The following is a 13409-nucleotide window of genomic DNA, read 5'->3' on the forward strand; positions in this document are numbered from 1 at the left end:
ACTTCGGTAAAGTCCGTGAAGAATTTGCTAAAGGTGCATTAAGAGAATTCGAACCTGCTGGTGAAAGAACTGCTATTACCCCAGCAAAATAGATAGATAGATAAACACGGTGATAGGTGATTTTTCACCTATCCCTCTTATATAAAAATCAAGTTTACTTGAAAAACATCAAAACATTTATATTGGTATCATTTAAAAATATATATTTAACAAATAATTATAAACACAGAAATCAAGTTTACTTGAAAAATATCAAAACATTTATATTTAAGATTTTAAAAAGTATTACTATGCAATAATTATTTTGCATTAATGATTTTTATATGGAATAAAAATCACAATTATTTCACGTTTATTAAATGATCAATTTAATAAAATAATATGGAGGAAAAAAATTATGGACCCTGTAACATTAGGTGTAGTTGCATTAATGGGTGCAGTTGCTACTATTGGAGGGGCTGCAGAGGACTTAGAATCTGATATTGGTTCTCAAAGTAACCCTAACTCACAAGTTCAACTTGCTCCACAAATGGGACATTTACACCGTATGATAAACAAGGCGACTTCTGGTGAACCAGTCGCTTATGGTGTTTGGTGTGGTGTTGCTGGTGCTATTGCATACATAGTAATGTCATTAGGTATGTTACCTATCGTAGCTATTGCAATGGGTGCTTGTATCGCTGCTTTTGTTCACGCTATTTATACTGTTACATCCCACATGGGAAGGATTGTTGGACAATCCCAATTCGAACAACCATTATTTATGGATGTTTTAACTCAATCTTTAGGACCTATCGTTGGTCACGGATTTATAACTAGTTTTTGTATTGTCGGAATTTCTTACTTAATGACCATTCCTATTAACGGTACCCCGTTACACGTATTCCCATTACCACTCTTAGCAATGCTTTGGGGTATTGCTCTCGGTGCTATCGGTTCTTCAACTGGGGACGTTCACTATGGTGCTGAAAGTGAGTATCAAAAATTCGAATTTGGTGGAGGTACTCCTGTAGCTATTCAAGGAGACATCGTTACTAAAGCTCCAATGGGTGCTAAAAACTCTATGGATGTAGTAAACTTCTGTGCTAAATTCGGTGGACCATTAACTGGTTTCTGTTTCGGTCTCGTTGTATTCTTTAGTTTCTGGAATACAGTAGTATTTGGAGTATATCAGTAGTATTTGGAGTATATGGTGGTATTATTGTTGGTATTATAATCATCATCTTATTAATTATCATGGATGACAGATTAGAAGTATTTGCAAGAAACCAATATGGACCATATGAGGAAGAATAAGGAGGTTTCGATTATGGATCCAATTAGTTTAATTTTATTCATCGCAATAGGCGGTATTATGATTGGTGCAGGTGTGCACTTTATTCCTGTAGGAGGAGCTCCTGCAGCTATGGCTACAGCTACTGGTGTAGGTACCGGTACTGCTATGTTAGCTGCTGGTGCTGGTTTAACAGGACTCATTACTGCTGCAACTATGACAGGTGAACCATTCTATATAGTAGGTATAGGTGGAGCAATCGGTGCTATGATCATGATGGGTATTACCATGCTCATTGCAAACTTAATCTACATCTTCGGTGTAGGTATTGTTCCTGCTGCATCCAAAGTACCTGTTGACTGGATTACCAAACGTAATCAAGAAGCTTACAAAACTCCTGGTACCGAAGGTCACGGTGTACCTTTAACTTCATTTGTAAGTGGTCTCATTGGAGGTCTTCTTGGTGGTTTCGGTGGTGGATTAGTCTACTACGGTATTTACGATGCTGTTAAAGCTTCTTTTGAACCTGCTATTGCTATTGGTTTAGCTGCTATTTTAGGTGTAGGTGTGTTCTTTATTAACTCTGTAATTGCTTCATATAACATTGGTGGTACCATTGAAGGTATGCACGATCCAAAATTCAAAAGAATCGGTACTGGAGCTCTTGCATGTGCAATCGCATCTATCGTTGTTGGAATCTTTTGTATTATTTTAACTGGAGGTATCTAAATGTCTGCTGGTGGAAGTGCTGACGGTGCAGCTGCAGGTGCAGTAAGTTCAACTACCTTATTACTTGTAGGTATCGTTGGCGGATTACTCTGTATTTATTTATCTGGATTTTTAGGAAATGTTGTTGGACCAGTTGTAGCAGGTATCGGTGCAGTATTAGCTATCGTTTGGGGATCAGACGCAATTCGTAGAGTAGCTAGTTACGGTTTAGGTACTGGTGTACCATCTATTGGTTACATGTCTCTTTCAGTAGGTGTTATTTCAGCATTAACAGGTATTAGTTTAGCTACTGCATTAAAATTACCAATTTTAGGACCTATTGCTGGTTTTGTTGTAGCTGTTATTATCGGTGCTATCATTGCTATTGTTGCAACCAAAATTGTAGGTATGAAAATCCCTATTATGCTTCAATGTACTATTGAAATTGCAGGTGCAGCATGTTTATCCATTTTAGGATTCGCTGTTGCAATTGCAGGTAGTTACGATATGGCTATTATCTATAAACATGTTGTAGCAACTGGTTTCATTGCTGTATTATTTATTATGTGTACTATGGCTATCCAACACCCATTCAATGCATGTTTAGGACCTAACGAAGATCAATTAAGAACCCTCAAATGTGCATGTTCTACTGCTTTCTTAGCAATGACAATCACAGGTCTTATGTCTGTCACTACTGGCGGATTAGGCTGGTTTGTTGTATTCTTAGTAGGATTAATCGGTTGGGTTGTTTCATTTAGAGCATTTGTTGTCGCTTCAATGACTGACGCAGCATCCACTAAATGGGCAGGATTATGGCCTAAAGTAGAAAATTAGATTAGGAGGAATTATAATGGCTCAAATGTTACCTATGATTCAGGTTATACCTGAAATGAATTTCGCATTAGACCCTGTAACAGGGGTTATCGGATCATCTTTAGGTTCAGGAGTTGTGCTCCTATCTATGGATGAAGTAAACGAACAAGTAGCAAAAGTTGAATTGGCTGCTGATGAATTAATGGCTTCTTTAGACCCATACACAAGTCCTGTAGGTTCTTTCCCTGGAAGGGAAGGTTCATATGTAACCGCAGGATTATTAACAAACATGGTATATGGATTCTTATTAGCATCATTCATTATATTTGCTGCATTACCAATTTTACACGCGATGGGGGTTTTATAGATGGCTGATAAAAAAGCTCCTGCAGACGGCTGGCCTGTTATCAGTGGGGATTACATTGTAGGGGATCCTGAAAGCCCTGTTGCAGTAACCACATTAGCTTCTCACATTGAAGCTGAATTATCTGGTGCAGCTATTGCAGGTCCATGTAAAACAGAAAACTTAGGAATAGAAAAAGTAGTTGCAAATATTATTTCAAATCCTAACATCCGTTTCTTAATATTAGCTGGTGCTGAAGTACAAGGCCACATTACCGGTCAAAGTATTCAAGCATTATATGATAACGGTGCAGACCCAGATAAAAAGAAAATTATCGGGGCTACTGGTGCTATTCCTTTCGTAGAAAATGTTCCTCTTGACGGTATTGAAAGATTCCAAAATCAATTAGAAATTGTTGATTTAATCGATACTGAAGATATTGGAGCAATTCAATCAAAAATTAATGAATGTGTAGAAAAAGATCCAGGTGCTTTTGAAGAAGAAGCTATGGTTATTTCTGTAGACGACGACGGCGGAGAAGAGGAAGAAGGAGAAGCAATGAAAGTTGTTTCTGCTGAAACTGGTCTCATCGAAGCAAGAATTAGGGATATTAACACTAAAATCGATATGGTTGGTGCTGTCCAAAGAAATATGGCTGGTAATTATGCTGGTAAAGTTCAAGGTATAATGATCGGATTAGCTTTCACTTTAATCATCGGAGTTTTATTCTTGATGTTCTAAGGAGGATTAATTATGGTACAAATTTCAAATAAACCAAATATAGGCGGAATGAAAACTGCAGCTGACGACGCTGAGTACAGTTCAAAACTCCTTGCAAGAGAAGGTAAATTATTCGCTGGTTTACTCGCAACCAGATTTAAAGGATTTGCTATCGGTGCTTGCATAGCAACACTTTTAATCGTAATTATTCCTTTCATTGCAAAAGCAGCAGGATTATAGAGGTGTTATTATGAGTGAAGAATCAGTACCTCAAGTAATGGTTTCCTCAGATGATTTCAATGAAATCGTCGCTAAATTAGACGACGCAGAAGAAAAAGTTGATTTCACTGTTGGGGAATATTATCAACGTTTAGGCCAACAAACTGGTAGAGATGTTGGTATATTATACGGTATTATACTTGGATTAATTATTTTAGTTGTAGCTATTAAATTTGGAGTAACTACAATGCTATCTACCTTATTATAGAGGAGGTTTATACTTATGTTTAGATTTGATAAAGAACAACTCGTCGTAGATATTGCTGGCGTAAAAATGGGTGGGCAACCTGGTGAATACCCAACCGTTTTAGCAGGAACAATCTTTTACGGCGGACACAAAATTATTAGTGATGAAAAAGCAGGTGAATTTGATAAAGATGCTGCTGACGGATTAATTAAAACTATGGAAGAGATGTCCGATGTAACCGGAAACCCTTGTGTTATACAAAACTTCGGTGCTACCGCAGAAGCTATGGTAAAATACTTAGAATTTGTAGGAGACGTCAGTGACAAACCTTTCCTTATCGACTCAACTGCAGCTGCTGCAAAAATCGCAGGTGTAGAATACGTACAAGAAGTCGGATTAGCTGAAAGAGCTGTTTACAACTCAATCAGTATGGCTGCAGAACCTGGCGAAATTGAAGCTCTCAAAAACTCTGACATCGACGCATCCATTCTCTTAGGTTTCAACCCAATGACTCCTGGTGTAGAAGGAAAAATCGAAATCTGGGAAACTGGTGGAGCTGTAATCGACCAAGGTATCCTTGAAATGGCTGACGAATGTGGAATCACCAAACCTTGGATGGACGTAGCAGTTACTCCATTAGGTCAAGGTGCAGGACCTGCTGTAAGAACCGCTTACGCTGTAAAAGCTAAATGGGGATACCCAGTAGGATCTGGTATTCACAACGTACCATCCGCATGGGACTGGTTAAGAGCATACAAAAAAGAACACAAAGAAGCATGGCCTGTTTGTGATATTGGTTCAAACATTGTTCAACAAATGGCTGGTGGAGACTTCGTTCTTTTCGGACCTATCGAAAACTCCAGACTTGCATTCCCTGCATGTGGTATGGCTGATATCATGATTGCTGAAGCAGCAAAAGATATCGGTACCGAACCTATTGAAGAACACCCTATCAACAACTTATTATAGATAAAGGGTCCCGATTAGATGATTCTTTTCATCTAATCATTTTTTTCTATTTTTTTTAACTATTTTTTTAACAATTATTTTCAAGAATCTTTTAATAAAATTTATATTATTTTAAAAAGAGATTATTATTTAACTTTAATTTTGGAGAGGTTAAATAATGTCTTTTTTAAGTAGAATTTTTAATAAAGGTCCTAAACCTATCATTGCTCATTCCAAAGAAGGAAATTTAGCTACTTTAAAAGCTCAAAGGGCAGGACCTGCAAGTCCGGGGGCTGTTAAAAAGCCAGATACTTTTTATGTAACTGCTTCTGTGGAATTAGGTAACACTACCACCAAATCTATTGTAATGGCTACTAATTTAAACACAAGTGAGTCTTATTTACTTAATAAAACAGTAAAAATGACAAGAGATATTAGGCCGCCTAAACCTACCGAAGAGGTATTCGGTAAGACAGTTTGGGGTATTGAACTTTCTAAGGAAGCTGTAACAGAACTTATTAGGGATACAGTTTTAGAATCTCTTAGGAAATGTCATGTTGATAAAGATGAAGATTTGGATTTTGTTGTAAGGTCAACTGGTGTAACTGCAGGTTTTGCAACTGCTGAAGAGGCAGGTCAACTTATTATTGCGCTTGCAGACGGTTGTCTTGAAGCAGACATTCCTCCACGTAAGATGTCTCCTGCAATGACCATATCTCAACTTCCTGAAAGACTTCAAAAACATTCTCTTTTGGAAAATATCATGTTTGACGGTGCAGTAGTAAGTGTAGTTCCTCCTGAAGGTAAAGAAACTGTTGCAAATGAAATGGAAGGGGAACTTGTTACTGCCGGAATCAAGTTAGGTGCTAAATGGACAGAGGTCGATTATAGAAATCCTTGTGTTTCATTGGACTTCGGTTCCACATTGGCCGGACGTATTGTAAATGATCATGAACCTTATGCAAATACTGTAGGTAACTTCCTGGGTCTTGCAGGGGTTGTAAGTGACTCCCTCGCCAGAGGTTCAGGCAAGATTGATAAGAAAAACGGTGCTGCTTTGGATTTATACTCAGAAAAAGCAATGAAAAAAGCAGACCACAAGAAAGCTGAAGCCAATGCATTGGAAGCTCATAAATTAGTCAATATTACTAAAGTTCCAATGGATGTTGAAAGATTCGGTACTGTTCCTGTTAATCCTGAAGCTGCTGAAAAGGCAGGTACCACACTAATCGGTTGTGATGTGGGATTCAATGGTGATAAACTTCCTGAATTAATGGAATTGGGTGCACAATTCTATGATGCTGACGGTCTTCCAACACTTCTTTCAACTTTGGATTATGTAAGTACAAATATTGTTAAAAGAGTCTTGGATGTTGCATTTAAGGAAAATGTTATTGTCCCTGGTTCTGCTTTAGGTATTACAGGCAGGGCTGGTATTACCGGACGTAAACCTGAGCTCATTTTAGAGGCTGTTCAGGATAAATTTGAAAATGTCGTATTTGTAGAAGATGGTCTTGCGTTAGGTTCCGCTATTATGGCCCGTTGTATGAACTCCATGGGTACTCCTAAAGTTCCTATTGGAGGTAAACAAGGTGGAAGATGCATCCTTAAAGATCGTATGAAAATGGCAGGTGGAAAATTCGCTTAAATTTCAAGTGATTTTTCATGATTTATGCAATTTTAATGGCTGGAGGTATGGGAACTAGACTTGAAGTTCCCTGCGAAAAACCTCTCTTCAAATTATGCGATAAGCCATTAATCAAATATGTACTTGACAATATAAATCAATCCAGATTAATCGATAAAACGGTTATTGCTGTCAGTCATCACACTCCCGAAACAGCAAAATATTTGCAATCTCTAAATGGTGATTTTGAAATATTGGATACTTCCGGAGACAGTTATCTGACTGACTTATCATATATTTTAGATTATTTTGAAAAAAAATCTGATAAGGACACTTTACTTTTTATTAATGCTGATTTGCCGTTCATATCTGCCGAAACAATAGATAATGTTTTGGAATATTATTTTGACTGTGGAAAGGATGCCTTATCAACATTGGTTCCTGTGGAAATCTTTGAAGATTTGGGGCTTAATTATTCATATGAATTCAATGGAAATGTGCCTTCAGGCTTGAATGTTTTGAGAAGTGTCAATATTGTTCAAGATGAAGCTCAATTAATCATCCCAAAACGGGAGTTGGCATTAAATATTAATACTCTTTTAGATAGTAAAGTAGCAGAAAAATTGTACAAGGAATATTATATTTAAATATAATGAAATTAAATATTTATATAATTATATTTAATTTTTATCAGGTGATTGAATGGAAAATAAACAACAAATTCCTAAAAGAGAAGAAAAATTATGGAGCGAAATCAAAAACTACCAAGTAGCTACTAACAATGCACGTATCCTCGGTGTATTAGATGAATTGATTATTAATGAAAAAACTGGTAAAATTGTTGATATAGCTATTAGGGTAGAAAGTGATCGTAATATTCATGTTAAAGGCGCTAAAAGGAATGGTGACTTATTATTAGTTCCTTTTGCTAAAGTTGAAAAAGTCGGCGAATTTATTATTGTAACTGAATAATTTCAGTTATTCTCTTTTTTTCTTTTATTTTTTAAAATTTTATTTTTTATATAAAATGATTGTTAACTATTTATAGTTAATTATTCATAGTTATATTATTATAAAACAAATTCATATTTTATTTTTAAGGTGATTATATGTTGCTTGAAATTGAAAATTTGGCGGTTGAAGTGTCCGGAAAAAGAGTTTTAAAAGGCATCAATCTTTCTATTGATGAAGGTGAAACTCATGTTCTTTTAGGACCGAATGGTGCTGGTAAAAGTACTTTATTTTTAACAATATTGGGTTTTCCAAATTATAATGTTGTTGAAGGCACTATTAAGTTTAAAGGTCAGGACATCACAAATTTATCAACTGCAGAAAGAGTTAAACTAGGTATTGGCGTAAGTTTTCAAACACCTCCATCTATTAGAGGGGTTTCAGTAGGAGATTTATTGAAAATTATATCACATCAAGATGTAAATGAAGATTTGAATCCTAGAATGCAGAATTTAGCACAACAGCTTAAATTTGGTGATGAGTTCTTGGATAGGGATGTAAATTTAGGATTTTCAGGCGGAGAAGTTAAACGTTCAGAAATTTTACAGCTGTTGGCTCAAATGCCTGATTTCACTATGTTTGACGAACCTGATTCCGGTGTAGATATTGAAAATGTTGAATTATTGGCTTCTGAAATCGGTACTTTATTGGATAAAGACAAACCGCAAGGTTCCAGAAAAAGAAGTGGACTTTTAATTACTCACTTAGGTTACATTTTAAACTTTGTCAGTGCAGATAAGGCACATGTTTTAATTGATGGAGTAATTTCTTGTTCCGGAATCCCTACTGAAATTTTAGAAGATATTAGAAAAAACGGTTTTAATGGATGTGTTGAATGTGCGCAATGTTTATGATGATGCTGAAAGGGCAATAAATAAAAAGGCAGCTTTAGGTGCTGATATTACAATTGAAAATTTCACAGATGAAACTGTTAATGCGTTGGATATGATTGATGATTTGGACGATTTGAGTAACCAAACCAAAAAGGACCTTTTAAAAGTAGGTGTGGACACTGAAGAGAAAAACAGATCCGGTTCATTTTTACAAGTCGACCAAAGTAACATATTTACCAATAATTCCATGTCAGATTCAATTGAAGTAATGAACATTGGTGTCGCATTGGACAAATACAGTTGGGTTGAAGATTATCTTTGGAATGTTGTTAAACCGGATGCTGACAAGTACACTGCTAAAACCGCTTTACGTGAAAAAGAAGATGGTATAAAAAGCGGTTATTTCGTAAGATCTCTTCCTGGAACTAAAGAGGTAATGCCGGTACAGGCCTGTATGTTTATCAGTGACACTGACATTATGCAGACTGCTCATAATGTGATCATTGCTGAGGAAAACTCTGAATTGCATCTCATTACTGGCTGTGCAACCGGTGACGACATTTCATCTGCTATGCACGTTGGTGTTTCTGAAATGTATCTGAAACCTGGTTCCAAAATTACATTTACAATGGTTCATAATTGGGCTGAAGAGGTTGAAGTGCGTCCTAGAACTGGTGTTAAGTTAATGGATGATTCAACTTATATTAACAATTACATCTTAACCAGTCCTGTAAGTACCATTCAATCATTCCCTACAGCTTATTGTGATGGTAAAAACTCAAGAGCTATTTTCCAAAGTATTCAAGGTGGTAAAAAAGATTCCATTATTGATGTAGGTTCAAGAGTTTTATTAAATGCTGAGGGAGCTCGCGGTGAAGTAATTTCAAGAGCTGTTGCTCAAGATGAGTCTAAAATTTATGCCAGAGGTCATTTAGCAGGTACCGTGCCTGATGTAAAAGGTCATTTGGAATGTCACGGTTTGGTATTGTCTGATGACAGTTTCATTTACGCAGTGCCTGAACTTGAAGCAAGTTCTGCGAATTTAGAGATGTCTCACGAAGCTGCTGTGGGTAAAATTTCTGAAGATGAAATCAATTATTTGACCTCTAGAGGTATTGAAGAGGAAGATGCAGAGTCTATGATTGTAAGAGGATTTTTAAACATGGACATCACTGGACTTCCTGATGAATTAGCACAGCAAACTCAAAATATGATTGATATGAGTCTTGATGGAATGTAATTCCATCTATTTTTTCTTTTTTTCTTGTTATCTCTTTTTAAATTTATTTTAAAAATAATTTGTTTTATAGTATATAAACTTTTTGGATTTAGTTTCTAAGTAACCTTTATATTAATTATTAATGAAATATATTAATCAGTACATAATGTAATGCTGAGCTAGCTCATTACGTACAGAAATTGTGATTTTAAGGCTTGCCTAATAGTATGCCTTAAAAAAAGGATTTTAAAATTTTTTAAAAAACTTTAAAATTGAATTTAAAAGGCTTAAGTTTTTTAAATTCGCAAAAAAATATTATAGAGGAGGAGAAACTCTATGGCTGATGATGTAAAAATTGTAATGTTTTGTTGCAACTGGTGTTCCTATGGGGGAGCAGACACAGCTGGTACTGCAAGAATGCAATACCCACCGAATATTAGAGTTATTCGTGTAATGTGTTCAGGAAGAATTGATCCACAATTTGTTTTAAAAGCATTTAAAGAAGGTGCTGACGGTGTATTTGTAGCTGGATGTCACATGGGTGACTGCCACTATGACGCTGGTAACTACAAATTAGATCGTAGAATGAGATTAATTTATAAATTAGTTGAAGATATTGGAATTGGAAGAGAAAGAGTTCACCACGACTGGATTTCTGCATCCGAAGGTGAAAAATTCTCAGAATCTGTTAAAATGATGGTTAACAGAATCAAAGAATTAGGTCCAGCTCCATTAAAAGAACAATTAGATGCTGAAAAATAGATTGGAGGAATTAATATGGCAGATAAAGTAAAAATAGGAACTATGTGGTTTAGTGGTTGTTCCGGTTGCCACTTATCCATTGCAGATTTCCACGAATCCTTAATTGATGTTATGGAATTCGCTGATTTCGAATTTTCCCCTGTACTCATGGATACTAAATATGATGAAGTACCAGATTTAGACATTATCATTGTCGAAGGTGGAATAAGAAATGACGAAAACAGAGAATTAGCAGAAATGTTAAACGAAAAATCTAACATGGTTATTTCTTACGGTACTTGCGCATGTTACGGTGGTATTCCAGGTCTTGGAAACTTATGGACTGTTGAAGAATTAGAAGAAGAAGGATACATTAACTCAGTATCTACTGTCAACCCTGAAGGAATTATTCCTCACGAAGATGTACCTCACCTCGAAAGTAGAGTAAGACCTATCAGTGAAAGTATGGATATTGACTTATTGATTCCAGGTTGCCCACCTCGTTCTGATGTTGTAGCAGAAGCTGTTTTAACATTATTAAGAGGAGAAACAATCGAATTACCTTCAACCAACCTTTGTGAAGTATGTCCTAGAGAAAAACCACCTGCAGGTTTAGCTATGGACTTCATTAAAAGACAATTCGAATTAGGTGCTCCAGAACCTGATTTATGTTTAATTAGTCAAGGATTAGTATGTATGGGTCCTGCTACTGTATCATTATGTGGTGCAGAATGTCCTTCCATTGGTATCCAATGTAGAGGATGTTACGGTCCTACCGCTAAAGTATTAGACCAAGGAGCAAAAATGATCAGTGCTATTGCATCTGACTACGGTGTTCAAGAAGATAAAACAGTTGACCCTGAAACTGTTGCCGAACAATTAGATGATATTGTAGGTACTTTCTACACTTACACATTGCCTGCTGCTTTAGTACCAATGAAAATGCAGAAAGGAGGAGAATAAAATGGTTAAACTTACTATGGAGCCTGTCACTCGTATTGAAGGACACGCTAAAATCACAGTACATCTTGATGATGCTGGAAATGTTGAAGAAACAAGATTACACGTTATGGAATTCAGAGGTTTTGAAAAATTCTTAACAGGCCGTCCTGTAGAAGAATTACCAAGATTAGTACCTCGTATTTGTGGTATTTGTGATGTACAACACCACTTAGCAGCTGCTAAAGCAGTTGACCAAATTTTTGGTTTTGATGATTACGAAATCTTACCTGCTGCATACAGAATGAGAGAAATCATGAACTGGGGTTCATACATGCACTCCCACGCTCTTCACTTCTACTTCTTAGCTGCACCAGATTTAATCATTCCTAACGGAACAAGAAAAACCAGAAACGTATTCCAAGTTATTAAAGATATGCCTGAAATTGCACTTCAAGCAATCAACATCAGAAGAAACGGTTTAGAAATGGTTAGAAAAATCGGTGGTCGTCCTATTCACCCTACCTCATCCACTCCTGGTGGTATCTCAACCGAATTAGACGCTGATACTCAAAAAGACTTACTTGAAAGAGCAAAACAAAATGTAGAATTAGCACAAGCTACTTTAGACTTAGCTATTCCTGTATTTGAAGAAAACATTGACTTAATTGCTTCATTAGGTAACTTCGGTGACACCAGACACTGTGGTACTGTAAAACCTGATGGAACTTGGGATGTATATAAAGAAACGAAGAATATACCGATTATGTTGCTGAACACGTAAAACCTTACTCCTGGTTAAAATTCCCTTACATTAAAGAAATGGGATACCCAGAAGGTATTTACAGAGTTGCACCATTATCCAGGATTAATGTCTGTGATCAAATGCCTAAAGAAGCACCTCTTGCTCAAGAAGCTCTTAAAGCTTTCCGTGACGCTTTCGGATATGCTCAAGCACCATTATTATTCAACTATGCTAGACTCATTGAATTATTAGCATCCGCTGAATGTGCTGCTGCAGCATTAGAAGAAGATTTATCCGGTAAAAAATTCCCTGATGAATTAGAAAGAACCGAAGGTAAAGGTGTAGGTATTGTAGAAGCTCCTCGTGGTACTTTAATCCACCATTACGAATCTGATGATAATGGATTATGTAATTACGCTAACATTGTTGTAGCTACAATCCAAAACAACCCAGCTATGGAAATGGGTATTCACCAAGTTGCTAAAGATTACATCAAACCTGGTGTAGAAGTAGATGACAGTATTTTCAACTTAATGGAAATGGTTATCAGAGCTTACGATCCATGTTTATCTTGTGCTACCCACTCAATGGATAGCCAAATGAGATTAGCTGAAGTAGATATTGTAGACAGTGAAGGAAACCTCATTAAAAAATTCTAAATTTAAGGGGGTTTTTATAAATGATAGTATTTAATGAAGATGGCTGTATAAAATGTGGTGCTTGTGAAGGTACTTGCCCTACATCAGCTATTGAGGTAACACCTAGCTCTATTATTCACTGTGATACTTGTGGCGAAGAGCCTAAATGTGCTGACGCTTGTCCACAAGGCGCATTAAAAGTTGAAGAATATGAAGTTACTGAAGGAGTAACTCAAAAAAGATTAGTATTCAACTCAGTATTATGTGACTCCTGTGGTAAATGTGAAGAAGTTTGCCCACAAGAAACAATTAAAGTTACTGGTGAAAAATTAAAAGAAGTTGAAGGATTCTGTGTAATGTGTCAAAAATGTGTTGACATTTG

15 protein-coding genes and 2 pseudogenes are annotated in these 13409 nt (G+C 36.3%); all 17 read left to right on the forward strand.

The features are described from left to right. Positions 1-359: 359 nt before the first annotated feature. Positions 360-1296: pseudogene (gene mtrE, locus QZU83_RS08875) on the forward strand (tetrahydromethanopterin S-methyltransferase subunit E). A 13-nt stretch (positions 1297-1309) separates the two neighbouring features. Then, positions 1310-2002 carry a tetrahydromethanopterin S-methyltransferase subunit D gene (gene mtrD, locus QZU83_RS08880; RefSeq protein WP_295611522.1) on the forward strand — a complete coding sequence of 231 codons (693 nt, stop codon included), beginning with the start codon at positions 1310-1312 and terminating at the stop codon, positions 2000-2002. Further along, positions 2003-2818 carry a tetrahydromethanopterin S-methyltransferase subunit MtrC gene (gene mtrC / locus QZU83_RS08885; protein WP_295611525.1) on the forward strand — a complete coding sequence of 272 codons (816 nt, stop codon included), beginning with the start codon at positions 2003-2005 and terminating at the stop codon, positions 2816-2818. It begins immediately after the preceding gene. Between the two features lie 16 nt (positions 2819-2834). Then, positions 2835-3164: a tetrahydromethanopterin S-methyltransferase subunit MtrB gene (mtrB, locus tag QZU83_RS08890; protein ID WP_295611526.1), complete on the forward strand. Its 330-nt coding sequence runs from the start codon at positions 2835-2837 to the stop codon at positions 3162-3164. After that, the gene (gene mtrA / locus QZU83_RS08895) at positions 3165-3881 is read left to right on the forward strand and encodes a tetrahydromethanopterin S-methyltransferase subunit A (RefSeq protein ID WP_295611529.1); all 717 of its coding nucleotides are present in this window, start codon (positions 3165-3167) and stop codon (positions 3879-3881) included. Between the two features lie 12 nt (positions 3882-3893). Then, positions 3894-4100 carry a tetrahydromethanopterin S-methyltransferase subunit F gene (locus QZU83_RS08900; RefSeq protein WP_294003801.1) on the forward strand — a complete coding sequence of 69 codons (207 nt, stop codon included), beginning with the start codon at positions 3894-3896 and terminating at the stop codon, positions 4098-4100. Positions 4101-4110: 10 nt separating this feature from the next. After that, positions 4111-4347 carry a tetrahydromethanopterin S-methyltransferase subunit MtrG gene (gene mtrG / locus QZU83_RS08905; protein WP_295611532.1) on the forward strand — a complete coding sequence of 79 codons (237 nt, stop codon included), beginning with the start codon at positions 4111-4113 and terminating at the stop codon, positions 4345-4347. 15 nt (positions 4348-4362) lie between these two features. Next, positions 4363-5295 carry a tetrahydromethanopterin S-methyltransferase subunit H gene (gene mtrH / locus QZU83_RS08910; protein WP_295611534.1) on the forward strand — a complete coding sequence of 311 codons (933 nt, stop codon included), beginning with the start codon at positions 4363-4365 and terminating at the stop codon, positions 5293-5295. A 157-nt stretch (positions 5296-5452) separates the two neighbouring features. Continuing rightward, positions 5453-6922 (forward strand): methanogenesis marker 14 protein, encoded by a 1470-nt coding sequence (locus QZU83_RS08915; protein ID WP_295611537.1) that lies wholly within the window; start codon positions 5453-5455, stop codon positions 6920-6922. Positions 6923-6939: 17 nt separating this feature from the next. After that, positions 6940-7548: an NTP transferase domain-containing protein gene (locus tag QZU83_RS08920; protein WP_295611539.1), complete on the forward strand. Its 609-nt coding sequence runs from the start codon at positions 6940-6942 to the stop codon at positions 7546-7548. Positions 7549-7603: 55 nt separating this feature from the next. Continuing rightward, the gene (locus QZU83_RS08925; RefSeq protein ID WP_292739171.1) at positions 7604-7873 is read left to right on the forward strand and encodes a PRC-barrel domain-containing protein; all 270 of its coding nucleotides are present in this window, start codon (positions 7604-7606) and stop codon (positions 7871-7873) included. Positions 7874-8010: 137 nt separating this feature from the next. After that, complete coding sequence (locus QZU83_RS08930; protein ID WP_295611541.1) at positions 8011-8766, forward strand: ABC transporter ATP-binding protein; 756 nt, start codon at positions 8011-8013, stop codon at positions 8764-8766. Next, a complete protein-coding gene (locus QZU83_RS08935; protein WP_295611544.1) occupies positions 8735-9985 on the forward strand; it encodes a SufD family Fe-S cluster assembly protein in 1251 nt (416 codons plus the stop codon). The genes QZU83_RS08930 and QZU83_RS08935 overlap by 32 nt, the downstream gene beginning before the upstream one ends. A 315-nt stretch (positions 9986-10300) precedes the next feature. Then, positions 10301-10726: a hydrogenase iron-sulfur subunit gene (locus tag QZU83_RS08940; RefSeq protein WP_295611547.1), complete on the forward strand. Its 426-nt coding sequence runs from the start codon at positions 10301-10303 to the stop codon at positions 10724-10726. Between the two features lie 15 nt (positions 10727-10741). Next, entirely contained in the window at positions 10742-11668 is a 927-nt protein-coding gene (locus tag QZU83_RS08945) for a F420-nonreducing hydrogenase (RefSeq protein ID WP_295611549.1), read from the forward strand. 1 nt (position 11669) lies between these two features. Continuing rightward, positions 11670-13048: pseudogene (locus QZU83_RS08950) on the forward strand (Ni/Fe hydrogenase subunit alpha). Between the two features lie 20 nt (positions 13049-13068). After that, on the forward strand, positions 13069-13409 hold a 341-nt coding region (locus QZU83_RS08955; protein WP_295611551.1), incomplete at its 3' end, for a 4Fe-4S binding protein.

The sequence above is a fragment of the uncultured Methanobrevibacter sp. genome (assembly GCF_902771435.1).
Classification (GTDB): Archaea; Methanobacteriota; Methanobacteria; order Methanobacteriales; family Methanobacteriaceae; genus Methanocatella.